Source organism: Halohasta sp. A2 (assembly GCF_056175805.1).
On the sequence record NZ_JAQFWV010000020.1, the window covers coordinates 1 to 23,387 of the forward strand.

The following is a 23,387-nucleotide window of genomic DNA, read 5'->3' on the forward strand; positions in this document are numbered from 1 at the left end:
CCAGAGACATCCATGTCACACAGCTGTCCATCTTCATCAGCTATTGATCGCCAGCCCCGCGAACGGCGTCCCATTTCCTGGAGTTGATTGGTCAGCTACGGCGTTAGAACTTGTGGGTAAGAGACAGACTTAGAGGGTGCATTCAGCAGTCGATCCACTTAGCAGCCCAACTAAGATTTTAGTATTGTCTCTAGCTCAGGGCTCTGTTTCGTAGTTCGATGCCACACACCTTCTGTTCCCGATAACTGAAGGTACAACGAATGTAGTTGAGTGATCCACGCAAAGAGAATCCACACATACGACTACTGCCTTCGAGTAAATCCGGAGTTCGAAACCCAGAGTGACCTACTACAGCGAACAATTATCGACCGTGCCGGGCAGCAAGTTGCCCTGCCAGACAAGAGTGTTGATCCAAGCTACGTGAGTCGACACAATGCAGCACTTGAGTGGGTGTGATCGATTGTCAGCACCCATGGAGCGGTTTCATTTGTCGTCTCACAATGTATTTTGAGCTGGTTAGCATTTCTGAAGATAAGTATTGAGATCGACTCTTGTACCTGTGTCAGTCTATAACCACTGCGATAGCTATGAGGTCAAGAGCATACCGTAGGTTTGCGCCAGCGAACCCACCAATACCAACTAACAAAAACGGCTCGAGCCTCGTAAGGAATTGTCGATGCCGGATGAGTTGATTTTCTCGTTGCATGATAGGGGGTTTCGTGAATAAACGATTAGTAGCGGAAATCTAGCAAATCAATGACTCAGGGCCCACGGATAACCGCCACTGGAGTGTTGTGCCGTTCCTGAGTGATCATGGTGATCACAACCCCCATGACAGTCGGAATGGTGATGATCCGATTTCGACTCGGCGGCTGTTTTAACTGAATCAACACGGAGCACCATCGATGCGGCTTCGTAAGCAGTACGTAAGCTGTGTTCGAAAACCACACGTGGCTCTAAAACACCAGTTTCGCTCATATCATGCGGCGTCCCAGAGCGACTGATGCCAACGCCAGAGTTACCGTCGTTGTGTCGGTTGCGAAGAACCCCGAGCGTGTCGATCGGATTGTTTCCTGCATTCGTTGTGAGTACCCTTGGAACCCGTTCAAGAGCGTCAGCAAATTCTCTGATTGCAAGTTGCTGCCGACCGGATACACTATCGGCGAATGCCAAGAGGTCTTGAGCCAGCGCTATCGCTGTGGCTCCACCTCCAGCTATCACTGATCCATCTCTATGTGCGTGTTGGATGACTGTCGAACACGTCTGTGTGATGCGTTCTATCTCGTCTGAAACATGGGGTGTTCCACCTCGCATACAGAGCGTTGCGTGCGGTTCTTTGTTCTGACCAGAAATGGTGAGCACGTCCGCCGATCCAAACTGTCGTCGTCGTACTGATTCAGCAGAGCCAACAGCCGGGTGTGTCAGCTCGTCGACTGACTGGACAGCACTCGCCCCTGTAGACCGAGCGATGGCATCGAATTCGTCTTGCCGCGTGCGTTCGACGGCGAGTATACCCTCGGAAGCTAACTTAGAACGGATCTCCTCGTCGACCGATTTTTGACAGAAAACAATATCTGCTTCTACCGCACGCAACTTTTGTACGACTGTGTCCCGGACCGTCTGCTCGTATTTTCGGAAGTCGTCTACCTGTTGTGGATCCGTAAGCGAAGCTCTCTCGACACGCTTAGGAGTGTCAACAGCGATTTCAGACCCAACCAACGCAATACGTGGCGTGGTAAAACTCTGGAGGCCACGTGAATCTAGCACTTCGACCGTTGTCGAGGATGTCTCGAGATCCACGAGGATTCCATCGATGACATGAGAATCCCGGAGCTCACCGCCAGGGTAGGCATCAATAGAAAGTCGACGTGGTTCGAAATCGACTGCACGGAGGGCCGAGACCGTACGTGAAGCGAATAGTTCAGTCGATTGATCGTCCCATCGACCAGTTACAGCCGTCTCCGCAACGCTCTGGAGACGCGCATCATCGTCACTGAGACTAAGTGTGTAGTTCGGAAGCTGCTCCTGAGCGAATGTAGCGGCTTGATGATATCCTTCAATAATAGTCGTCGGATGGAGTCCATTTTCTCTAAGGGATTGAGCGTTCGATAGGAGTGCACCAATAAGCACTAACGAGGTCGTGGTCCCATCACCAACCGCCTGCTTTTGGATCTGGACCATGTTCTCTAAGACCTTGCCGATTGGTTCGGTGATATCCAACCGATCAAGAATACTGGAACCATCGTTGGTGACGATAACTCGACCATTAGAGCCGACCAGCATCTTGTCCATTCCATTCGGTCCAAGAGACGTATGAATCGCCTCTGCGAGCGTAATTCCAGATTCGATCGGTTCGTACTCGGTAGACTCAGAATCAGCACTATCAGTGGATTTTGGTGTGGTTGCCATGTATAAAATCGGGTGGTAAGAGAGCTACGACAGAGGGTTGTCAGTCACGCAAACGTTACCGCGGTCTGTACTATTGTCTCCGAGGCCGCTCGGGGAGATGTCGAACTCGAAGGCTCCTTTCGGAACAGCGAGTGTCGAACAGGCGTTGGGAATGTCGACGACACCACTCTGTCTGCCTTCAACCGGAACGGTTCCGAGAATGTGGTAGGCTTGTTCGCCAGTGTAGCCGAACTTTTTGAGGTAATCGATCGCCTGCAGTGAGGCACGCCGGTAGGCGGTATGAGAATCGATGTATTTCTGTTCGCCGTCTTCGGTGACCGAGTAGCCACAGAAGGTGACGTAGTCCTCAAACGTGGGTCCTCGGTGACCTGGCTCAAAGATTGGATGGTCGACGCCGTGTTTCTCCATCCCGTTTTTGATCACATCGAACTTCACGTCAGCATACCCTGCCATCTCAATCGCCCCACAGAAGGTGATTTCGCCGTCTCCCTGAGAGGCATGGAAGTCTCCGAGTGCAAATTTTGCACCTTCAACGTAGACAGGGAAATAGACAGTAGACCCTATTGAGAGATCTTTGATGTCGTGGTTACCACCATGTTCGCGTGGTGGAACCGTACGAGCAGCCTCTTCAGCAGCTGCTTCGGCTTCTTCGGGATCCATTTCACCCATCATTGCTCCTTCTGGAGTAGGGGGATTTGCGACACCAGGTTCCGCTTTCCCTGTTGGATGATTTGGTATCGATTCCGGATCTTCAGCGTGTTTGTCGATCAACTCTTGTTCACGTTTGTTCCACTCTTCGAGGAGTTCTTGGCTCGGCGCACAGCCAGCAAGACCAGGGTGAATTTTTCCTTCGTAGCGAACATCTGGAATATGGCGAGACGACACTGTGTAGCCTTCGAGGTTCCAGATCGATTTCGTGGCGTTCGGGAAGTGGTCTGTGAGGAATCCACCGCCATTCTGTTGGGAGAAGGTGCCCGTGAATCCGAACTCTGAACGATTATTGAGTGGACCCATATCGAGGAATTCGACTTTGAGAAGATCTCCAGGCTCTGCACCGTTTACATGCACTGGACCTGCCAAATAATGGACCTGGGTGAGATCTACGTCTCGGACATCGTTCGCGTTATCATCGTCTTTGATCTGTCCGCCGGTCCAATCAAGAGCCTCCAATCGCATCGTTTCGCCGGGGTCGGCTTCTGCCACTGCTGGAATATCTGGGTGCCATCGGTTGAACGGTTTGGCATCCGGCTGCTCGCTCGGGGGTCTGTCAACGTCAACTTCAAATGCAATCTCGGGCATTGATTATTAACCTACACACAACAAAATTACACACACTGTGATAAATCTATCTCAGAAATAGGGTTATGAGATATAGTAAAAGCGAAACTCGTTGTGAAAATTTATAATTTTGTTGTTTAAAAAATTAGTTTTATAAAATAAGTATTGGCCCGAAAGTCAGTCTAACAGAGATAGAAGTTGACTGACGTGGGGGCTACTGTACCCAACCCGATACGGACTGATTGTTGTAGGAAAGGATGAATGAGTGCTCAAAATTCATCGTGGAGGATCAATTACACACGCATTCCAAAAATAATCAAGTCATACGATAGACCGATCAAACCTCAATGTGCAAGACTGCGAACACGAATGCAGCACGGGCTGAAGCTCGATATCGAAGAGTAGTGGCCTGTCAACACAGGGTAGTTACCTTCCGCTGATTCGTTCAGCTGCGTCAGCATCTATATCTTCCGACTGGGATGGCTAAGCTAAATCCAACCGAAGAGTGTTGGCGGCAACTCAGATCGGCTCTTGGCAATCAGTATATTGGGGAAGTTGACGAACTTCGGAGTGAGTTCCGCCCAGCGTTGAAAGAGATTAATCCGCCCGGAGTGTGTCAGTATCTCTGTCGGTAAGTATAGCATTTCGAGGCTTAGTTAGCAGCTAAAGACGAGACAGAAACTCTCTACCCCTCACTGGCCAAGCGTGGAACAACTATGTTTCACGCCTATAAAACACTCTACGAACGGGTGCGCAACATATGTTTCAATACGTTACTGTTCAATGACTCGTATCTGTTCTTTATCAAGACTCAAAGATACTTTTTCACCCGGATCAGCTACTGGATTTGATACATCAAAGATGATTTCTTCACCGGAGGGGAGATACGTACCCTCCTGATGTCTTCTGCTCTTCGTTCTCCGGTCAAAATGAACTACTCAAGCTTGTTGCGGTCTTCTTCGGGAATATAAACGACGTGCTATTTTTGTCTCAGCCTTAAAAATACGTTCTCCGAGATCATAACCCAGCCAGTTGAGGTCTGAAGTTACACTATGAGTCGAACAGCTCTTCTAAGTACACTTCATTGAGATCAACTGATGTCTCACGTTGATCTGACTCGCTGGTATTGTATTCGATTGGCGTTTCTGGTACTGCCTCACGTGCTCGGTGCATTAATTTCTCGTGGGCGATCTGTCTCGGTTGGGATCCAGGTCGTTGTTGGACGTAGCGCCCGGTAGCGTCCATTTCCCAACGTTTGCGGTTATCCCCGAGTAATGAGTCAAAAATATTATCCAACTCATTTTGTAGCGTCGGGTTTTCGACGGGTGTAACTGCCTCAACACGGCGGTCAAGATTTCGTGTCATCCAGTCAGCTGAGCCAATGTAGTATTCCGCGTCACCTGCATTACCGAATTTGAATATCCGCGAATGTTCGAGAAACCGGCCGACAACACTGTGGACAGAGATTGTTTCGCTCAACCCATCGATACCCGGTCGAAGTCGACAGATCCCACGGACTATCAGCGTGATGTCGACACCAGCCTGCGAAGCGGCGTACAATTCGCGTACGATGTCGGGATCTTCAAGAGCGTTCATTTTGGCGACAATTCGGCCCTCCTGACCAGCCCGAGAGTGTTCGGCTTCACGCTGAATGAGATCAGTCATGTGGTCCCGAAGTGTTTCGGGGGCAACCAGCAGTTTCCGGTAAGATTCGTGTTGAGAGTGGCCAGTAAAGGAGTTGAACAGTTGAACAAGGTCCTGGCCGATGTCGCGGTCATCAGTGAACAACCCAAGATCTTCGTAGCTTTTGGCTGTCTCTGAATGGTAGTTACCGGTTGCAATATGTGAGTAGAGTTCAACGTCGTCGGTATCACCCTCATCGCGGACGGCCAGAGCGACCTTACTGTGGGTTTTGAGCCCAATTGTTCCGTAGGTAACGTGAATTCCTTCTTCTTCTAAGCGTTTGACCCATCGGAGATTGTTTTCCTCATCAAATCGGGCCTTGAGTTCAACCATGACAGCTACTTGTTTACCGTTTTTCGCCGCCTCAATCAGTGACTGTATCACTTGTGAGTCAGGAGCCGTACGGTAGATAGCCACCTTGATTGCCAACGTATCGGGGTCGTGAGCCGCCGTATCGAGGAACCTCTGGACCGTGTTGGTAAACGAGTGGTAGGGATGGTGGACGAGGATGTCGTCGCTGGCAATCTCATCAAATAGGTCATCCGGCCGGTCGCTGTCATGACCAATAATACGCGGATGTGGCTGCGGCTCCCACGATGGCAATTTGAGCGTTTCGTTATCAAGCTCCAATAGTCGGAAGAAATCCTGGAAGCCGAGTGGTTCGGGGCGTTCGAATAGCTCACACTCGGAGATATCCAGCTGGTCGACTAACAGTGATCGAATTTCTTTCGGCATATCAGTGGCAACTTCAACCCGGACGACCGTGGCGAACCGTCGCTGGCGGAGCACATCCTCGATCATCTCGATTAGCCCTTCGGCGACCTCCTCATTCCGCCGGACTTCGGCGTTCCGAGTGACTCTGAATGTCGAACAATCAATTACCTCTACATTTGGAAACAACAGGTCAATGTTTTCGGCAATCACTTGTTCAAGACGGACAAATCGACCGGTATCGGCGTATTCGATGCTATCGACATCATCCGTCATGACCGAGATCCCGTCAGTTGAAGAGACTGGGATGAGTCGTGGCCGGTTTTCCGGCAGCTTCACCCGTGAGAACTTTTTCGTCCCGTCGTCGTCGACCGACAGCACCGCCAGCGAGAGGCTCAGATTCGAGATGAAAGGGAACGGATGAGCCGGATCGAACGTCAGCGGTGTCAACGTCGGCAGCACCGCCCGTTCGAAGTATGATCGGAGTACAGCAGTTTCCTTGTCGGAGAGGTCCTTATATTCGACAATTTCGATCCCATTGTCGGCGAGGATAGGTTTGATTGCCTCGTGATAACACCGAGACTGGGTCTCAAAAATCGGTCGGGCAAAATCTAGTGCCTCCTCCCATTGCTCATGTGGGGTTCGCCCGTCGACGGTCTCGTAAGTTACTTCAGCGTCAATCTGTTGCTTGAGGCCGCCGATTCGCTTCATAAAGAATTCATCCATATTTTTCGTGAGAATAGCCAGAAATTTTAGCCGCTCAAGTGGGGGATTTTCATCATCAAGAGCTTCATACAAAACACGCCACTGGAAGGAGAGTTCACTTAATTCACGATTAAGATAACCTGCTGGATTCGAAAGTTCGTCACCACGTTGAGCGATACCATCGCGGATCGATTCCCACTCAAGAGCAGTGTGAGCGTTAGTATTTCCTGATTTAGCAATCGGTGGTGTTCGTGGTTGATTGTCAGTTTGCCACGACGACGGCGAAAGATTGGACGGCGAGGTGGTATCGTCACTACCATTGTCCGATAAGGACACGCAATCAGTTGAAGACGCTTCGTCGCCGTCTAGTGAAGTCTGATCGTTAGTTACTGTGGAACTCGTTTTGGCGTCGGTGTTCGATTGCTCGTCGTCAGTCTGTGTTTCGGTATCGTCAGGCATACTCTCAGTTGTGTTAGCCTCAGTGTCGTTGGATTGCATCAGCGAGAAGACTGTCAGCCGGGATCGAAGCTGGTTCAGCAGTAGCTTAGGCTTCAACAACCCATTCATCGGTTCAACGCGTGCTGCTGGTCCGGTTCTGGAGAATGGGTTGGCTCGATAAACTTCTCGTCACGACGATCGACATACGTCTCATTTGACGACACAGTGGTCAGTACGCCAGTTCGCCAGTTGTAGGCAGTGAGATCTCCGCCGTACACACAGCCAGTGTCAAGCCCAATAGCGTGCTCCCGGATGATCGGCTGTTCAAGAACGGTATGGCCGAAAAAGACTCGTTCGGGACCCTCATACTCCTCGAACCAGTACGGTGGGTCATAGCTCCCACCCGGGACTAGCGAACGCGTATTCTGTAAATCGTCGATATCGTGATTAATATGGGGCTTCTGCGGATTGATTCCCCCATGGACCACGAGCGTATCCGGCAATGAGATGACGACTGGCAGCGACGCAATCCAGTCGAGATCGTCTTCGGTGAGTTCAGGTAACGATTTTGTACCTCGGAGAAGCTTTTCCTCGTTGTTACCACGTACCGTTAGCATATTCGGTGTGTTCCGAACAAGGTCGACGACACCCTTGCTATCGGGTCCTTTTCGGACCAGATCACCGACAAAAACCACAAGATCCGTCTTGCTAATTTCAAGTTTCTCACAGAGCGTTTCGAGTTCTGCCCGGCAACCGTGGGGATCTCCAACAATGAAGATACGGTCCCATTCGTCAGCAGCTACCCGGTGATGGACGCTCTCGATAGTATCTGAAAAGTTTGCCATGAGACTATCTGCTGCACAAGTTGATAAGTACTAAGTAAACACTTGATAATATTTCTAATTATATCTATATACCCATACATCCACTATTAGAGTGGCTGTATCTGTACAAATGGCGTCGACAGTGAGGATCTCGATCCTATAATAATTTATAATATTAACCTAGTAGACGTCCCAAAGCTCCTCATCCAAGTGTGACAGCCACTCTTCCACACTCTTCTGAGAACCCGGTACTCTAATTCATTTGGGTGGAAAATTCGAGTTACGCAGTTGTCAATGTGAGTTGTTATCGAGACCGCTGATCGAGGTGTTGACGGGTTCGATCATGTCGTTCGATGGTTCAAGCGACCCCTGAATAGCAAGTTCGGCGATGTTTCCACCGTACTTCGCCGACCGGCACAGACTGTCGAGAACACGGGTGAGGAGAACCGCCTGAGTCGGTGCTCGCTCGACCAGTTCCCTATCGAACTCGGCTGTCTGCTCGATAACGGCCTCACACTGGTCGAGGGCGTCGTATGCCTGGTCGACGGTTGCTCCGTTCGCGACGACGAGGGTGGACATCTCGACGATCGATCGAGCCTCCTCGCCGAGCGCACGCAGTTCAGCAGCGAGCGGCTCGTCGACGGCATGGTCTAGCCCCGTGCCAATCCGTGCGATCTTTGTCGCATGGTCGGCCACCCGTTCGAGCTGGCGGGCGGTACGGAAATATCGGCACAACTGGGGTCGTGAGATGTCGAGCTGATCGAGCTCTTCGAAGCCAACCATCGATCGGTTGAAGTGTCGATTAATCAAACGAAAGAGCCGATCGACCTCGTCGTCGCGTTCGATGAGATAGCCGACATCGGAGTCATCACTGGAAATCGCCGCCACTGCGGCTTCGTGTATCGAAAGCGTAATGAACCGGAGATGGAGAACGGACTGACGAATCGAGACCTCCCGTGTGTTCAGTAACGCTTCGGCCCGTATCAGATCGCCGGTCTGTTCGGTGAGTTCGACACCGGTCAACCGCTGGATGATCCGGCGGGCGGCGCGGTGGTGGGCCTCGGTGAACGTTTCGACCGGATAGAGCGTCGTCTGCTTGAATCCAGCAGTGTAGGCCGCCATCAGTGCATTTTCGACCGCGGAAGGTTTCGCGCTGGCCGCCGAGAGATCGATCTCGACGGCCGCGAGCTGACGCCGGTCGCCCTCGGTGTGTCTGATGACGAGCGACCCATCGAGGTGGTCGTACAACGAGACCGGCTCACCGGCTTCGAGGCCGTTGTCGACGGCCCACGATGCGGGCAGCGACACCGTGTACGTTCCGTTGCCGATTTTCTGTACTTTGCGTGTTTCCATGTTTAAATCGTGGGTTTGGGAGTGTCTTGGTGTGATTCACTGGGTCTCAGCGTGTTTTCGACACAAATCGTGATACAGTAAGTCGCAAGCCGCTGAACGGCTCTCTCAGCCGAACTTGCCGGTGATGTACTCCTCGACACGGTCGCTTTCGGGTTCGTCGAACAGCTGTTCGGTGTCCCCGTACTCGACGAGCTTCCCGCCGGTCAGAAAGACCGCCGTCTGGTCGGAGATCCGCATGGCTTGCTGCATGTTGTGGGTGACAACAACGACCGTGTACTCCTCGGCGAGCTCTTCGATGAGCTCCTCGATCTTCGCCGTTGCGACCGGATCGAGCGCGGAGGCGGGTTCATCCATCAGGATGACATCGGGATCGACCGCGAGCGCGCGGGCGATACACAGTCGCTGCTGTTGGCCACCCGAGAGGCCGAGGGCACTCTCGTCGAGGCGGTCATAGACCTCATCCCAGAGCGCTGCCTTGCGTAGCGAGCGTTCGACGAGTGTGTCCACGGATTCGGTCTCGCTGTCACCGAAGAACCGCGACAGCAGCCCCGATTGGACGTCACCGTGCTTTCGCGGGGCGTAAGCGATGTTCTCGCGGATCGACTTCTGGAACGGGTTCGGCTGTTGGAACACCATCCCGACGCGCTTTCGCAGCGAGACGAGGTCGGTCTCCTCGTCGTTGATCTCGGTGCCGTCCAGTTCGATCGAGCCCTCGACGCGCGCTGACTTGATCTCGTCGTTGAGCCGGTTGAGACACCGCAGGAACGTCGACTTCCCACAGCCCGAGGGGCCGATCAACGCGGTGACGCTCTGGGCAGGAATGTCGATCGAGATGTCCTGGAGCGCCTGGTCATCGCCGTAGTAGACGTTCAGATCGCGGACCGACATCGAGGTCCGTTCGTCGAAGCGATACGTCGTCAGTTCGCCGTTCGACGACGCGGCCGTTTTCGCGGAGTCGCTCCTCGCGGTCGTGGTCTCGGCACTCGAAGTGCTGTCGTCAGCCACCCCGGTCGTCGACTGTGAGGTCGACGCGGAGACAGCCGTGTCGTCGATCTGCTGGCTATTGTCTGTCATTGGCATGGGTCAGTTGTGATTCTGTGGGTCGGCTGTCGTCGGTCGACAGTGATCGACTGTTCGTCGTCGATTCCTCGGTAGGCGGTGAGGTGCGTTCGTTGCGCACTGTCACTCACCTCTGGCCTTCCGGCGTTGGCGCATCCAGACGGTTCGGGCGATAATGTTCGTGATGAGGATCATCGAGACCAGCAGGAACGCCGCTCCCCAGGCGTGTCGGTTGTAGGTGTCCGAGGGCGAGGTCGCATAGCGGTAGACGGTCACCGACAGCGTATTGGTCGGCTCGAAGTAGCCCGCAAAGTCGAAGTCGGTGTTCCCGACCGTCCAGATCAACGGCGCAGTCTCCCCGGCGATCCGGGCGACCGCGAGCATCGTTCCGGTGACCACCCCACCGAGTGCCTCGGGAAGGACGACCCCGAGAACCGTCCACGTCTTGCCGACGCCGAGGGCGAGACTCCCGTGTCGCTGCTCGGTCGGGACGAGACTGAGTGCGTCCTCGGTGCCGATCGTGATCCACGGAATCGCGAGGATCGCCAGTGCGAATCCCCCGGCGAATGTCGTCGCCCCACCCATCGGGACGACGATCAACGAGAAGATGGCGACACCGGCGATGATCGACGGCGTACTCGACATGACCTCCGTCAGAAAGCGGACGGTCTGGGCATACCGCGAGCCGCCGAACTCGCTGAGGTAGATCCCCGCCAGCACGCCGATCGGCACGCTGATCGCGGTCCCCAGCGCGGTGACGGCGATCGTTCCCATGATCGCGTTCTTCACACCGCCGCCGGTGGAGTACGCCGAAGGTGGGAGTTCAGTGAGGAACTCGAGAGACATCAGCGGAATCCCGCGGCTCATGATCTCATAGAGGATCCCGCCCAGCGGGACCAGTGCCAGTGCGAGCGCGAATCCACACAGCACCACCATGAGTCGACCTTTCAGCCGACGACGACGGATTCCCGACCCCTTCGGCGTCCGAAGCGACGAGCTGTCGGTCGCCATTAGAGCCCACCTCGATTCGTCGATTCTGCGTTCGAGAGGCGACTGAAGATGAGTCTCGCGATCGCGTTGACGACGAACGCGAGGACGAACAACACCAGGCCGACCTCGACGAGCGCGGACTGTCGTAACGCGCCCGTCGACTGATTGAATTCATTGGCGAGCAGCGAACTCATCGTATAGGAGGTCTCGAAGAAGTCGACGGTGAGTCGTCGCGTGTTGCCGATCAGCATCGTCACGGCCATCGTCTCGCCGATCGCCCGGCCGAGGCCGAGGATCGCCGCCGAGAAGATCCCGGCTTTGACATAGGGCAGGACGACCCCGCGGACGATCTCCCAGCGCGTCAGCCCGAGGGCTGCACCCGCATTGATCTGCGAAGCCGGCACCTGCATCATCGCCTCACGGCTGAACGAGGTGATGATCGGCGTGATCATGATCGACAGCACCATCGAGGCGGTGAACATGCTCGCAATCGTGTTGGGCTCGCCGAAGAAGGGGAGCGCTCCGAGTGGCGTCGACTCGATGGCGGGGCCGACCTGCCGGATCAATATCGGTCCGGCCACGGTGATCCCCCAAAGCCCGTAGACGACACTCGGAATCGCTGCGAGCAGTTCGACGACGAACGTCATCGAGTCTCGGAGTCGATTGGGGAGATACTGCGTGAGTAAGACGGCGATGGCGACGCTGATCGGGGTTGAGAGCAATAACGCAAACGCACTCGTCATCACCGTCCCGTTGAGATAGATCAAGGCCCCGAACTCCTGGTTGGAGTTGCTCCACGTGCTGTCCCAGATGAACTGCGGACCGAACTCCATGATCGACGGCCACGCCTCGACGACCAACCCCTGCAGGATCAAAAAGAACGTACCGATGACCAGCAGCGTTGCGCCGATCGTCACGATGCGGAACGCCCGCTCGCCGAGACGCTCTGAGCGTCCCGAAAAAATAGTCGACCAAGGAGACTGTTCGGATTCTGAACTCATTGACGGTGTCTTAGACGAGTGATTCGCCGTTGTACATCATCTGATCGAGCGATTCGTGGGCCGATTCGGTGACTTCCTCGGGCAGCGGTGGGTACTGGAGGTCGGGGGCGTACTCTTGCTGGGCGTCCTGGCCCGTCGTCCAGCGGACGTAGTCGTTGGTCGCCTGTGCCTCGGCTTCCGAGATGTCGCCACCGTAGGCCTCGCCGGGGTCCTCGTACAGGATGTTGTAGGTGAAGGTACTGATCGGCCAGGACTCCTCGCCGGGCGTGTAGGTGATCGAGACATCGGCCCACGACTCGGTGCCATCAGGGAGATCCGAGACCGCACCGGCGGCGGCCTCCGAAATCCCATCGAGGGTCGGCATAACCCACTCGCCGTCTCGGTTCTGCATTTCGACGACCGGGATTTCGCCGCCTTCTGCGTAGGTCCAGGCGACGTAGCCGATCGCGTTTTCTTCTTGCTGCATGGTGTCGGCAACACCCTCGCTGCCTTTGGCACCCTGGCCGACCGGCCAGTCGGGCGAGTCGTTGATGCCGATTTCGTCTTCCCACGTGCTACTGACCTTCGAGAGATAGTCGGTGAACGCGAACGAGGTCCCACTGGCGTCCGATCGGTGGACGACGTTGATCTCGTTGCTCGGCAGGTCGACGTCCTCGTTGAGTTCGGCGATCGCGTCGTCGTCCCACGTGGTGATCTCCTCGAGATAGATATCGGCGACGACCTCACCGGTGAGTCGGAGGTCGTCGACGCCTTCGATCGTGTGAACGACCGAGACCGCACTCAGAGAGATCGGGACGTGGATCGATCCACCGTCCTCCTGGAACGACTCGTACTCCTCATCCGATAGCGGTGCGTCCGAGCCCGCAAACGTGGTCGTTTTCTCGGAGAGCTCTTCTCTGCCACCGCCCGATCCGATACTGTTGTAGTTGACCTGGAGACCCTCTTCTTCCTCGTAGGCGCGGGTCCACTCCTGCTGGAGTGGGTCCTGCAGCGAGGAGCCCGATCCCTGGATGCTGTCGACCTCGCTTCCACCGTCACCGCCGTCATCATCACTGCTCGAACCATCGTCGTCCCCGTCGGAACTGCCCGAACCGCCGGTACAGCCAGCGATTGCAGTCGCACCAGCGATTCCCGATGCGAGAACAAATTTCCGCCGCGATACACGGTCTGATAGCCGTTTTGATTCCTGCGCCATCAACTGAAGGACCGACAGATGCAATAAAGTAATTTAATATGAGTGATATATACAAGTACCATAGCTATAAATCAATCATACTACTAATATCAATTTAATATGGCTATATAGTACTCTATCGGTAGCCACCGGTGCACTTAGATCAGCGGTTTTTCGATGAGGCATATTCGCCGACTACGCACTCATTTCTCTTCATTGTCTACAGATCCACCTCAACACATCACACTGGATGAAGGTTGACCTCGTGAAGTGGATTCCGCAAATAGCTGGGAAGATCGGCCGCGTCAAGGCTGATCTACCACCCCATCCACGTTGTGTAAAGCGTTCGGCCGGATCAGTATGATTGTCTACCGAGTGCTGCTGTGCCAGTCGACACAGCAGCACGAGCCGTCGAAACACGGTACTATCGACACTACATGCAACGGACAAATATATGCGTGTTGACATTACTGCCAGCGAATTATCTACTGCGTGCAGAAGTTGAAAGTTACGGAGCTCGTGGATACAGACGCTCATGCCATCCTTGACGTTCATTGTTCGATAAATCAAGAAGGAAGCGATGCGGACCTCACCGAGTAGAATGCGGGCGATATCCGGTCTATCGCTGCCGACAAGAGATTAGCCCGCTTATCAAATATCGTATGGTCCTTTGGGACCCTACGACTACGCGCACAACATCAGAATCGACGAGCAACGGTATAATAAGCGTTCGATGCCCAAGACGGTGAACTCGGATGTCAAGTGCTTGCATGGCGAAGCCGAGTGAGCGCGATCATAGTTCCGTGAGTTCTGAGAAATCGCTTTGATGTGTGTCGTCTATTACATCAAGCGAGCGGTGAAACAGTGAATTCCACTACTATATGGCGATTCAACACAGCCGATTGTTTTATAAGCCTACATCGACTGACTGGAGTATTGTGTTTTCCAAGAGATTTTGCTGTCCGTTTTGAAGTCGAGACAGTACTGCAGGTTCTGTTACATCCAATCTCTCGCTTAATTCTTTGAGAGTCACGTCACGCGGTTGATTGAAATAGCCTTCTGCATATGCCAGTGTTAACGCTTCGTGTTGTTTCTCGGTTAATTGAAACTCACGGCCATTATACAAATGAACGAGGTCAGGAAAGCGTGTAAGCCTCACAGCAATGTCCTGTTCTCGACAGTCTCGTTGAAATTTCGACAGTTCCGCTGCTGATTCAGTACGAATTCGAACTTTCCATTTCTGTGAATCCCGACTCACAGATTCAACAATTGCATCGATATGACAAAGAATTTTTAGAATTCCGCCTCGGTCGTCTGGTAGATCGGCTCGGAAGAGTGAGGCATCAGCAACGGTGTCAATTTGTGTGACTGATTCGAAAGGGGTCTGCTCTACTTCTTCAAGGAATTCTGTTGATCCATTGTTAACCCAGAAGTAGACTACTGTTGAATCGTCTCTGGCTTTCAGACATTCTACCTCGAACTCAGAGCCGGCAAATTTGGCACAAGCTTGCCCGAACGGAAAATCCTGAGATGGGACGGTGTATTCAGCGACTGAAACCATTTTTAATGTTTGTAAATTTACTTCGAGCCGTTCGTGTCGACTTCGTCGAACACGTTTGTAACTCGCTGTTTGATATCGTCTCGGATTGCACAGACCTGATCAAGATCTTTACTGTCTGGATCTTCCAGTGCCCAGTCACGAATATCGACGTCGTCGGCGTCGAGTTCGAGTGTTGAACAGCCCATCGTTATGACGATATCACACGATTCGAGCTCGTCGGTTGAGACTTCTCGTGGCGTTCGGTCCGAGAGATCGATATCGAGCTCTTTCATGACCGTCACGACCTCGTCGTGAACGCTGTCGGCGGGGTGGGTGCCACCGGTAATGATCTCAACATCGTCTTCGAGGCCCCGACGGTCACGCTCGCGTTCGGCGAACGCTGTCGACATCTGACTACGACCAGCATTCTGTACACAAATGAAGCCAAAGGTAACCGACGAATCGTCTATCATAGACAACGAATTCATTGCTGCCGACTTGAGAGCTTGTATGTGAAATATATATGTCTCAATAGTACGGTACGCCGACTCCGAGTACTTACCGGACGATAAATCGAGAGCTGTCGAGTGCAATCAAAATAGCAGTGGCCCGGTTCGTTGCCTTGTATTTACGTCACTTCCAACACTTTGACAGACTGACGCTGACGAACCGTCTTCCACGGATGGCCAGGCGGTTCGTTTCGAGAATCCGGTTAGTAGTGGCTACTGTTTCGGTTCAACGGGCATCAGATCCGTGACCAGTTCTTCGAGGGTCGTTACCTCGATTGTCGGCTTTGTCGAGAGCTCGGTATCTGCAACATGATCTCGTCTCAGAAATGCCGAGTCGATCCCGGCCCGATGGGCGGCGACGAGATCTGTCTCGGAGTCGCCGACATAAAGCGCGTTCTCGACCCCGAGATCCGACAGCACGCGCTCGATGTAGTCAGGTTCGGGCTTTCGCTTTGCCGCACCGGCGAGCGTTGGCCGTCGACCGTACGCCACCTCAAAGGACGGTAAATCATAGTGAGCCAACAGGAACTCGATAGTCGCGTGCTGATTGTTGCTGACAACGGCAAGTGGTACGTCCAGACGATTAAGTGCAGCCACGTCGTCATAGGCCGGCTTCCCGCCATCCCGAACATGGCTCTGTTGGGCGAGGCTTGCGGTTAATTCTCGGTAGTGCCAGAATGCCTCAGGATTGATTCCGTGGTTCTTAGCGAAATCGGTCGGCACAGTGTTATTTTCGACCGTGCGGCGCGCGACCGATCGTTCGATATCGACCCCAAAGGCCTGAAACGACTCGACGACGGCGTCGACGAGCACCGCGGTGTCGGTCGGCGCCACCAAGACGCCATCATTGTCGAAGATGACGGCGTCGTAGCCGTCAGTCATCCGCAGACACCTCCGGTTTGGGAGCGGCGACCTCAGTACCGACGCTCGTTGCCACGTCTCTGGGAGACTTCATTTCGAAGACAAAAAAGTTCGCCGGGACTGACTCGACAACAGATTCGTAGCCGGGGAACGGTTCGTGTTGGTCAGCGATACCATCGTTATCATGGAGATGACACACCCGGATTCGGTGGCCGAACTCCTCGACGAACTCTCGGTAGTCGTGACCATTGACCTTTGCGTGGCCCACGTCAAGCGTGACGCTGAGATACTGCGGCGGCACGTCGACTTCCTCAATCATTGCTGCGAGGTCGTCTGGTGAGGTCGTGTAGCGCTGTTTGTCCTCGTCGATTGGTTGGTTCTCCAGACAGAGCGAAACGCCGACGAACTGAGCGTACTGTGCACATTCGGCGAGTGAACGACGGGCGTTCTCGCGGGCGCGTTTACGAACCCATTCAGGGTAGCGATGCGGGACCGACCCACCGTGGATGACAACGCTGGTCGCACCGGCCGCAGACGCGTCGTCAAGTGTCCGCTTGACTCGCTCGACGGAGTCTTGTCGAACCGTTTCGTCGTAGCTTCCCATGTTCCAATCACGGAATGGAGCGTGGTAGCTCAGAGTGACGCCGTACTCATCGGCTAGTTCTCCGACTCGTTCTGGCTCGGGTGTGTTTGGATGGCCAGCCAAATACTCGCTTTTGAACTCCACGTGATCCAATCCGAGGTCGGTGACGTAGGCCATGAAATCCTCGACGATCACGCCGAACCGGATGTCCATCGCCGCGCCTATACGTGGTTCGTTCATCGGTCCTCCTCCTTGGTGGCGTCAGCCCGATAGACGGGCTGTCCGGCGACAAATGCAGCGGTAACCGTCGGCGTCGGTTCGGGATCGACGACTACGAGGTCACAGCGTTTGCCGGGTTCGATCCGGCCTCTATCGGCAAAACCAACGGCGTCGGCGGGAGCGGCACTAACGCGCGTGACCCGTTCGTGAAGCGGTTCGCCGGTGTCGACGAATACTCCTGCAAGCAGTGACGGTGGGTGGTAGTCGGCAACGAGAGCGTCGACCACACCCGACCCGATGGCGTCGGCCGTCCGGAGGTTCCCCCACTGACTCCCACCGCGAACGAGGTTAGGTGCGCCCATTGTAACGGTCATCCCTCGGTCTTGGGCTCGCTGGGCTGTCGCACGGGTGATCGGATACTCGCTAATGTCGACGCCGACTTGGGCGAGACGGTCGACCTCAGCGGGTTCCTCGTCGTCGTGGGAGGCGGTCGGAATCCCGTGGTCGTGGGCCGTCTCGACGACATGGTCGATCCGCTCGCGGATCGTGCGTTGTTCGAGTCCCCCGCGTTCCTCCACGAGTCGTTCGGCCTCTTCGAGCGAATGGTTCTGCGAATGCTGGTAGTACTCGAAGAACGCCTCTTGGTCACGAAACTGGCCTTTGCCAGGGATGTGGCTCATCACCGAGACGAGGTCGGCGTTGCCCGCCTCGATGATCTCGATAATGGCGTCGACACACCGCTTTTGGGTCACCTCACAGCGGGCGTGAATCCGGTGGTCGGCCAGTAGATCGTCGGCGCTCTCGACGGCCTGGGTGATCTCTGCGCCCAGTTCGGGCGAACGATTCTCGTCGGGGTCAAGCTCGAAGGAGATGGCGTGGAATTTGGTCGTGATTCCAGCCGCGAGGTTCTCCCGGTCGGAGGCCGCCAGCGCCATATGCGTGTCCATCCGTGCGCCCGACCGCGGGTGAAGGTGTGATTCGATGTCGTCGCCATGAAGATCGACGAGGCCGGGCAAGACGAATCGACCCTTCGCGTCGATGGTCTCGGTGGGCGCTACATCGGTGTCGGTGCCCTCTGTGTCACCGCCTATTATTTCGACGATTCGATTCCCTTCGATCCTAATCGCGCCCTCGATAACGTCGTCGGGGGTGACGATTCGACCGTTTTCGACGATCCATGTAGTGTTCTGTATCTGGTCGCTCTGCTGGCTACTCATGCGACGACCACCCCTTCGTACTCCGCAACTGGAACGATCCGCTGGAGTCTTGCCCCGTCGAGGACGGCGACACGGTCGGCGACCGCCTCGACGACGTCGGTGTTATGGAAGACGCCGATGACGGTCGTCCCGTCTCCGAGGTACTCCCGCAGGAGGTCGATAGCCGCCGCCCGAGTCTCGGGATCGAGCGCGCTGGTGGGCTCGTCGAGCAACAGCAGGTCGGGTTGGGGGGCGATGGCTTGTGCGAGGTTCACCCGCTGGCGCTCGCCGCCGCTGAACGTCGCGGGGTATGCGTCCCACAGCTCTTCGGGGAGACTGAGCCGCGACAGCAGCTCTTCGGCCCGCTCGCGGGCCTCGTCGACCGACAGCCCACCCTCGCGGAGAGGCCGGGCGACCACGTCGACCGCCGGGACGCGGGGAATCTCGTCGAGGAACTGCGAGGTGTAGCCGATGGCACGCTCTCGCAGCCGGATCATCTCTCGGTCGTCGCAGGACGCGAGGTCGACGTCGCCGTCGGGGCTGTGGTAGATCACCTCCCCGCTCGTTGGCTCGTAGGTCCGGTAGATACATTTCAACAGCGAAGACTTGCCGCTGCCTGACTCGCCAACCACGGCGAGGAACTCTCCGTCGTCGACAGTAAGCGAAACGCCATCAAGGCCAACGACCTGTTTCTCGCCGAGGATGTGCATGTCGAACGTCTTCCGTAGGTTATCGATTGTAAGGACAGTCATTCAGATCACCGAGTTGATAAGCGTCTGCGTGTAGGCGTGGTGTGGATCCTCCATCACCCGATCCGTGAGGCCGGATTCGATAATCCGGCCGTGGCGCATCACAAGCGTGCGATCAGCAAGCAGGCGAATGACGCCGAGGTCGTGGGAGACGACGACCGCAGCGACACCCTCCTCGCGCTGGACGCGCCGGAACATGTCCAAGACCCTCGCCTGCACACTTACATCGAGGCCGGTCGTCGGTTCATCGAGGACGATCACGCGGGGGTCGTTCGCCAGCGCGCGGGCGATCTGGACGCGTCTTTGCATGCCGCCGGAGTACGTACTGGTCGGGTCGTCCATCCGGTCGACCGGGATTTCGGTTGCCTCGAATAGCGAGCCGACGCGCTCGCGGGTTACCTCATATTCCCGCCAGCCCGCCGACAGCAGCTTCTCAGCGACGTTGCCGCCGCCGGTGAATTCGAGTTCGAGCCCGTCGCGGATGTGCTGGTGGACGAGGCTGATTTCACCGCTCCGCAGCTCGTGGCGCGTCTGGTAGTCGACGTCCAGCAGGTTTCCATCGTGGTTAGCGTAGTGCACTAAGCCGTCGGTCGATCCGTCAGTAGAATCGAGCGCGAGCAGTTCGGCGACGCTGGATTTTCCAGAGCCGGACTCGCCGACGATGCCGAGGACTTCCCCGGCTTCGACCGAGAGGTCGACATCCGCACAGGCGACGACGCTCCCGCAGACGGGACACTGATTGGTTCCGGCACGGTCGCCCGTGTGATCCAGACAGACTGCACAGCCGTCGCCGTAGATTTTGGTTAGGCCCTCAGCCTCCAAGAGGCTCATTCGGCATCACCTCCGTGATTGTCGACCGGATCGTCGTCCGGCGTCCCCGGTCCCCAGTCGACGCCCTCGCGGTCGAGGTGATGATACTTCGGCAGTTCCGCGTTTTCCTGCCGTTTGAGACAAAACGAGGTGTCGTTGCAGACGTATTGGCGGTCACCGTCGTCGGTCTCGATCTCGGTGAGATAGGTGTCGGTAGAGCCGCAGGCCCGACACGACTGGTCGGGGAAGCGTTCGACCTGGAATGCTCTATCTTCGAACGCCAGCGGCTCGACGCTCGTATGGGGTGGAACCGCGTAGATCCGGGCCTCGCGGCCAGCAGCGAAGACAAAGAGAGTGTCCGCGTTGTCGAGTTTGGGCACGTCCCACCGGGGAATCGGCGAGGGGTCCATGAGGTAGCGGCCGTCGACCATCGTCGGATACCGCGCGGCGATGTTGATCTCACCGAACTCGACGACGTTCTCGTAGAGGTGGACCCACATCTTGCCGTAGTTTCTGTGGGCGTGCCGTCGCCGGTTGGCCGCATCCGAGGAGTCGACCTTACGCAGGGCGTCTGTAATCGGCACCTGCAAGACGAGGATCTGCTCGTCGGTCAGCACTTCTTCGGGAATCCGGTGACGCGACTGGATCACGTCGGCGGCGGTCGTGTCGGTGGTCGTCTCAACGTCGGCAGTTTCGCTCGCCAGTCGACGGATGTTAGCGGCGTTGACCGATTCGTCTGAGCCCTGGTCGATGACTTTAATGGTGTCGTCGGGCCCGATCAACGAGAGCGATGCCTGAATGCCGCCGGTCCCCCAGCCGCGAGCCAGCGGCATCGGTCGAGAAGCGTAGGGAACCTGATGGCCCGGAATGGCGATGGCCTTCAGGATCGAGCGGCGGACCTCTCGCTTGGTGTGTTCGTCGAGATACGCGTAGTTGTAGCCGTCGAGGCCGTCGCCAGAGTCGAGGCTGTTGAGGACGTCGTCGACAGAATCGGTCGATACTTCTCGTTCCGTGGTTGTTGGCTCCGTTTCAGTCATCGGTGTTGGCCTCCATCAGCGCAGGCTCTCGATCAGTGGGGTCGGGATCGTCTTCGGAAGGTTCGGTTTCGTCATCGCTGGAATCGCTGGATTCAGTTGGCATCACACCTGTCCGTTCGCGGATGCCGCGAATCCGGTCGAGAATCGACTGGAACGTAACGTAGTGCGGCAGTTTGAGATGCTCGATGAACCCAAACGAGTCCATCCCGTCGACTACGTCGAGGACGAACTCGGCGTTCTCGGCCGGATCGTCGCCGTCGAGTTGGATCGAGGCGTCGAGAATCGTCATGGCGATGGCCTTCCGTTCGTTGCGGCCGAAGGTCAGCCCGTAGCCGAAGGCGAACTGCGGGGCGTCGCGTTTGGCGTACACCGGCACGACAGCCTCGCTCTCGCTGACTTCGATATCGGTCACCCGAACTTCGTCGCCCGTGTAGGGGTGTTCGATCTTCACGGGCAGTTTGCCGACCCGAACTTCGGCGAGCGTCGGGTGGACTTGGCCATACCCCCGGAGCGCGGAGTAGCCCAGTGCGGTGATCGCCCCGGTTTCGCCGCGGGCAAGCTCTTGAAGGACCTCGTCACGGTCGACCGGATGGGTCACCGACTCGCGGGTGGTGTCGCTCGGGTCGCCGTCGAACTCGCCGTCGGGTTCGTGGACAAGCCCCTCCTCTCGGAGCACCTCCATCACGTTCGTCAACTGTTCGGGTTCTTCCTCGTCGACCTCCCAGTCGGCGGTCGGATCGCTTGGTTCGCTATCGGTCTCATTCCCACCCTCGTGTTCGAGGGCGAAATCCAGCAGCCGCTGGGTGTAGTCTTTGGTCGGCCCGAGAATCTGACCGCCCGGCACGTCCTTGTACGCCGGCGAGACACGCCGCGTGGCGAACATCTCGGCAGGATCTGCAACGGGGATCTCATCCCAGCGTTCGAGCGTCGACCGATAGGCCCGCAGCAGGAAGGCAGCCTCGACCGCGTCGCCCTGGGCCTGTTTGACCGCAAGAGCCGCGAGCCGGGGGGCGTACAGCCCGCCCTCGCTCATCGCTTGGGCGACTAATCGTTCGAGTTGCCCCTCGATCTGGTCGACCGACAGCGTCGCCTCCTCCCCGTCGAGTCGCTGCTTTTCGAACAGCTGTTCGGCGCGCTCGATGAGTTCTTCGCCTGCCTTGACAGCGACGTACCCCATCAGGACACCCCCATCGACGCCGACCGGGGAACGGCGACCAGCCGATCTTCGGCTGTGAAGATCGCATCGACGCCACGTGGAAAGGTCGACTGGGCGGCGGCGATCTCGTGGATTTCGTTGTCAACCAGCCCGATGTTAACAGTTCGCGTTCTTGGGACACCCGGCCCCGAGAGCGTGATTGTCGTCAGGTCGTGGGCGTCCTCGGCGTCGGAGCTTTCGGCAGCGAGGCCGTCGACCCGATAAATCACTGTCACGCCCTCGCTGGGTTCGACAAGTGAGCCACGAGTGAGGTCGGTGACCGACCACGACGGGATGCCGTGGGTGTGGACGATGTCGGCCTCGGTTGGCTCGGCGTCATCGAGTCGACCGTGACTCGCCAACGTCTCCCGAAGCTCGGTGTCGACCGTGTGTAGTGACACCTCGTGGTCGACAAGCGTGGCGACGACCGCGTGATCGGCCGGTGCGGTGGGAGTCTGCTGGATCGTCCCGGGTCGGCTCATCGCCTCGCACAGTGCTCGAAACGTCGACCGCGTGTCGTGGACGGGGTCGATACCGAGGGCCCTCACAGCTCGTCCTCCATAGTTTCGAACTCGACGGCGGTGTGGCGGCTCTCGGCCCACTCACGGGCACGATCAGTGGCCCGTTGTTCGCCAGCGGTTTCGAGTTCGTCGACGATCGCAGGTGTCCGGCCGTGGCCACCGGCGACTGCGGCGTCGACGATTGCACCCGAAAGCGCCTCGCGTTCGGCCTTGCCGGGCCGCATGGCGAAGCCGCGCTCGCCGCCTAAGTCGACTTCGGCGGGGGTGACGACGACTTCGCCGAGGTTGAACGGTCGACGCTCGACTGGCTCACGGACCTGTTGCATGAGCAGTGTCGGTTTGGGCTCCTGTCTGATCGTGAGTGGTGGGTCGGATTCGAGAATCTCGTTGGCGAACCGGGTGAGTACGGACCTATCGCAGGCAGCGATGAGTTCGAACCTGTCCGAGCGGTTGTGTGCATTCGTCATAAGATCGAGTAGGAAAACCCCAAACACCTGAATAAGGGTTCGCTGGGTACTCTCTATCCCTCACTGTGGGTCCCT

General features: G+C 56.4%; 20 protein-coding genes and 2 pseudogenes. 2 read left to right on the forward strand and 20 right to left on the reverse strand.

Annotation, left to right across the window (positions count from 1 at the left end):
- Positions 1-753: 753 nt before the first annotated feature.
- Positions 754-2,409, reverse strand: a complete 1,656-nt coding sequence (locus O2S87_RS07975) for a TCP-1/cpn60 chaperonin family protein (RefSeq protein ID WP_475408268.1) — start codon at positions 2,407-2,409, stop codon at positions 754-756.
- A 24-nt stretch (positions 2,410-2,433) separates the two neighbouring features.
- A complete protein-coding gene (gene fmdA, locus O2S87_RS07980; RefSeq protein ID WP_475408269.1) occupies positions 2,434-3,708 on the reverse strand; it encodes a formamidase in 1,275 nt (424 codons plus the stop codon).
- A gap of 440 nt (positions 3,709-4,148) precedes the next feature.
- Here fmdA and O2S87_RS07985 point away from each other — a divergent pair.
- Positions 4,149-4,322: pseudogene (locus O2S87_RS07985) on the forward strand (IS630-like element ISHwa16 family transposase); the annotation flags it as partial.
- Between the two features lie 415 nt (positions 4,323-4,737).
- Here the strand turns inward: O2S87_RS07985 and ppk1 are convergent.
- From ppk1 to pstS, 7 genes are all read right to left on the reverse strand, one after another.
- Positions 4,738-7,284, reverse strand: coding sequence for a polyphosphate kinase 1 (gene ppk1 / locus O2S87_RS07990; protein ID WP_475408270.1), 2,547 nt, complete (start codon positions 7,282-7,284; stop codon positions 4,738-4,740).
- Between the two features lie 65 nt (positions 7,285-7,349).
- The gene (locus tag O2S87_RS07995; protein ID WP_475408271.1) at positions 7,350-8,069 is read right to left on the reverse strand and encodes a metallophosphoesterase family protein; all 720 of its coding nucleotides are present in this window, start codon (positions 8,067-8,069) and stop codon (positions 7,350-7,352) included.
- A 270-nt stretch (positions 8,070-8,339) separates the two neighbouring features.
- Positions 8,340-9,401 (reverse strand): PhoU domain-containing protein, encoded by a 1,062-nt coding sequence (locus tag O2S87_RS08000; protein WP_475408272.1) that lies wholly within the window; start codon positions 9,399-9,401, stop codon positions 8,340-8,342.
- A gap of 105 nt (positions 9,402-9,506) precedes the next feature.
- Positions 9,507-10,475 (reverse strand): phosphate ABC transporter ATP-binding protein PstB, encoded by a 969-nt coding sequence (gene pstB, locus O2S87_RS08005; protein ID WP_475408273.1) that lies wholly within the window; start codon positions 10,473-10,475, stop codon positions 9,507-9,509.
- A 108-nt stretch (positions 10,476-10,583) separates the two neighbouring features.
- Complete coding sequence (pstA, locus tag O2S87_RS08010) at positions 10,584-11,471, reverse strand: phosphate ABC transporter permease PstA (RefSeq protein WP_475408274.1); 888 nt, start codon at positions 11,469-11,471, stop codon at positions 10,584-10,586.
- Positions 11,471-12,451 carry a phosphate ABC transporter permease subunit PstC gene (gene pstC, locus O2S87_RS08015; RefSeq protein WP_475408275.1) on the reverse strand — a complete coding sequence of 327 codons (981 nt, stop codon included), beginning with the start codon at positions 12,449-12,451 and terminating at the stop codon, positions 11,471-11,473. The genes pstA and pstC overlap by 1 nt, the downstream gene beginning before the upstream one ends.
- Before the next feature lie 10 nt (positions 12,452-12,461).
- Complete coding sequence (gene pstS / locus O2S87_RS08020) at positions 12,462-13,646, reverse strand: phosphate ABC transporter substrate-binding protein PstS (protein ID WP_475408276.1); 1,185 nt, start codon at positions 13,644-13,646, stop codon at positions 12,462-12,464.
- 160 nt (positions 13,647-13,806) lie between these two features.
- On the opposite strand from pstS, the pseudogene O2S87_RS08025 reads away from it, so the two are divergent.
- Positions 13,807-14,439: pseudogene (locus O2S87_RS08025) on the forward strand (transposase); the annotation flags it as partial.
- 93 nt (positions 14,440-14,532) lie between these two features.
- On the opposite strand, the gene O2S87_RS08030 reads toward O2S87_RS08025, so the two are convergent.
- The 11 genes from O2S87_RS08030 to phnG form a co-directional block, all read right to left on the reverse strand.
- Complete coding sequence (locus tag O2S87_RS08030) at positions 14,533-15,186, reverse strand: helix-turn-helix domain-containing protein (protein ID WP_475408277.1); 654 nt, start codon at positions 15,184-15,186, stop codon at positions 14,533-14,535.
- A gap of 17 nt (positions 15,187-15,203) precedes the next feature.
- On the reverse strand, positions 15,204-15,638 hold the full coding sequence (locus O2S87_RS08035) for a low molecular weight phosphatase family protein (RefSeq protein ID WP_475408278.1): 435 nt from the start codon (positions 15,636-15,638) through the stop codon (positions 15,204-15,206).
- 249 nt (positions 15,639-15,887) lie between these two features.
- The gene (locus O2S87_RS08040; protein WP_475408279.1) at positions 15,888-16,556 is read right to left on the reverse strand and encodes an HAD family hydrolase; all 669 of its coding nucleotides are present in this window, start codon (positions 16,554-16,556) and stop codon (positions 15,888-15,890) included.
- Positions 16,549-17,358 (reverse strand): sugar phosphate isomerase/epimerase family protein, encoded by an 810-nt coding sequence (locus O2S87_RS08045; protein ID WP_475408280.1) that lies wholly within the window; start codon positions 17,356-17,358, stop codon positions 16,549-16,551. Before O2S87_RS08045 ends, O2S87_RS08040 begins: the two co-directional genes overlap by 8 nt.
- Complete coding sequence (locus O2S87_RS08050) at positions 17,355-18,554, reverse strand: alpha-D-ribose 1-methylphosphonate 5-triphosphate diphosphatase (RefSeq protein WP_475408281.1); 1,200 nt, start codon at positions 18,552-18,554, stop codon at positions 17,355-17,357. The genes O2S87_RS08045 and O2S87_RS08050 overlap by 4 nt, the downstream gene beginning before the upstream one ends.
- The gene (locus O2S87_RS08055) at positions 18,551-19,285 is read right to left on the reverse strand and encodes a phosphonate C-P lyase system protein PhnL (RefSeq protein WP_475408282.1); all 735 of its coding nucleotides are present in this window, start codon (positions 19,283-19,285) and stop codon (positions 18,551-18,553) included. Before O2S87_RS08055 ends, O2S87_RS08050 begins: the two co-directional genes overlap by 4 nt.
- Entirely contained in the window at positions 19,286-20,113 is an 828-nt protein-coding gene (locus O2S87_RS08060; RefSeq protein WP_475408283.1) for an ATP-binding cassette domain-containing protein, read from the reverse strand.
- Positions 20,110-21,129 (reverse strand): alpha-D-ribose 1-methylphosphonate 5-phosphate C-P-lyase PhnJ, encoded by a 1,020-nt coding sequence (locus tag O2S87_RS08065; protein ID WP_475408284.1) that lies wholly within the window; start codon positions 21,127-21,129, stop codon positions 20,110-20,112. Before O2S87_RS08065 ends, O2S87_RS08060 begins: the two co-directional genes overlap by 4 nt.
- Positions 21,122-22,306: a carbon-phosphorus lyase complex subunit PhnI gene (locus tag O2S87_RS08070; RefSeq protein ID WP_475408285.1), complete on the reverse strand. Its 1,185-nt coding sequence runs from the start codon at positions 22,304-22,306 to the stop codon at positions 21,122-21,124. Before O2S87_RS08070 ends, O2S87_RS08065 begins: the two co-directional genes overlap by 8 nt.
- Positions 22,306-22,872, reverse strand: coding sequence for a phosphonate C-P lyase system protein PhnH (phnH, locus tag O2S87_RS08075; protein WP_475408286.1), 567 nt, complete (start codon positions 22,870-22,872; stop codon positions 22,306-22,308). The genes O2S87_RS08070 and phnH overlap by 1 nt, the downstream gene beginning before the upstream one ends.
- Positions 22,869-23,312 carry a phosphonate C-P lyase system protein PhnG gene (phnG, locus tag O2S87_RS08080; RefSeq protein ID WP_475408287.1) on the reverse strand — a complete coding sequence of 148 codons (444 nt, stop codon included), beginning with the start codon at positions 23,310-23,312 and terminating at the stop codon, positions 22,869-22,871. The genes phnH and phnG overlap by 4 nt, the downstream gene beginning before the upstream one ends.
- Positions 23,313-23,387: the final 75 nt, after the last annotated feature.

Excerpts from the sequence above, each read along its gene's own strand:
- O2S87_RS07975 (WP_475408268.1), bottom strand. The coding sequence starts at position 2,409 with ATGGCAACCACACCAAAATCCACTGATAGTGCTGATTCTGAGTCTACC.
- fmdA (WP_475408269.1), bottom strand. The coding sequence starts at position 3,708 with ATGCCCGAGATTGCATTTGAAGTTGACGTTGACAGACCCCCGAGCGAG.
- ppk1 (WP_475408270.1), bottom strand. The coding sequence starts at position 7,284 with ATGCAATCCAACGACACTGAGGCTAACACAACTGAGAGTATGCCTGAC.
- O2S87_RS07995 (WP_475408271.1), bottom strand. The coding sequence starts at position 8,069 with ATGGCAAACTTTTCAGATACTATCGAGAGCGTCCATCACCGGGTAGCT.
- O2S87_RS08000 (WP_475408272.1), bottom strand. The coding sequence starts at position 9,401 with ATGGAAACACGCAAAGTACAGAAAATCGGCAACGGAACGTACACGGTG.
- pstB (WP_475408273.1), bottom strand. The coding sequence starts at position 10,475 with ATGACAGACAATAGCCAGCAGATCGACGACACGGCTGTCTCCGCGTCG.
- pstA (WP_475408274.1), bottom strand. The coding sequence starts at position 11,471 with ATGGCGACCGACAGCTCGTCGCTTCGGACGCCGAAGGGGTCGGGAATC.
- pstC (WP_475408275.1), bottom strand. The coding sequence starts at position 12,451 with ATGAGTTCAGAATCCGAACAGTCTCCTTGGTCGACTATTTTTTCGGGA.
- pstS (WP_475408276.1), bottom strand. The coding sequence starts at position 13,646 with ATGGCGCAGGAATCAAAACGGCTATCAGACCGTGTATCGCGGCGGAAA.
- O2S87_RS08030 (WP_475408277.1), bottom strand. The coding sequence starts at position 15,186 with ATGGTTTCAGTCGCTGAATACACCGTCCCATCTCAGGATTTTCCGTTC.
- O2S87_RS08035 (WP_475408278.1), bottom strand. The coding sequence starts at position 15,638 with ATGATAGACGATTCGTCGGTTACCTTTGGCTTCATTTGTGTACAGAAT.
- O2S87_RS08040 (WP_475408279.1), bottom strand. The coding sequence starts at position 16,556 with ATGACTGACGGCTACGACGCCGTCATCTTCGACAATGATGGCGTCTTG.
- O2S87_RS08045 (WP_475408280.1), bottom strand. The coding sequence starts at position 17,358 with ATGAACGAACCACGTATAGGCGCGGCGATGGACATCCGGTTCGGCGTG.
- O2S87_RS08050 (WP_475408281.1), bottom strand. The coding sequence starts at position 18,554 with ATGAGTAGCCAGCAGAGCGACCAGATACAGAACACTACATGGATCGTC.
- O2S87_RS08055 (WP_475408282.1), bottom strand. The coding sequence starts at position 19,285 with ATGACTGTCCTTACAATCGATAACCTACGGAAGACGTTCGACATGCAC.
- O2S87_RS08060 (WP_475408283.1), bottom strand. The coding sequence starts at position 20,113 with ATGAGCCTCTTGGAGGCTGAGGGCCTAACCAAAATCTACGGCGACGGC.
- O2S87_RS08065 (WP_475408284.1), bottom strand. The coding sequence starts at position 21,129 with ATGACTGAAACGGAGCCAACAACCACGGAACGAGAAGTATCGACCGAT.
- O2S87_RS08070 (WP_475408285.1), bottom strand. The coding sequence starts at position 22,306 with ATGGGGTACGTCGCTGTCAAGGCAGGCGAAGAACTCATCGAGCGCGCC.
- phnG (WP_475408287.1), bottom strand. The coding sequence starts at position 23,312 with ATGACGAATGCACACAACCGCTCGGACAGGTTCGAACTCATCGCTGCC.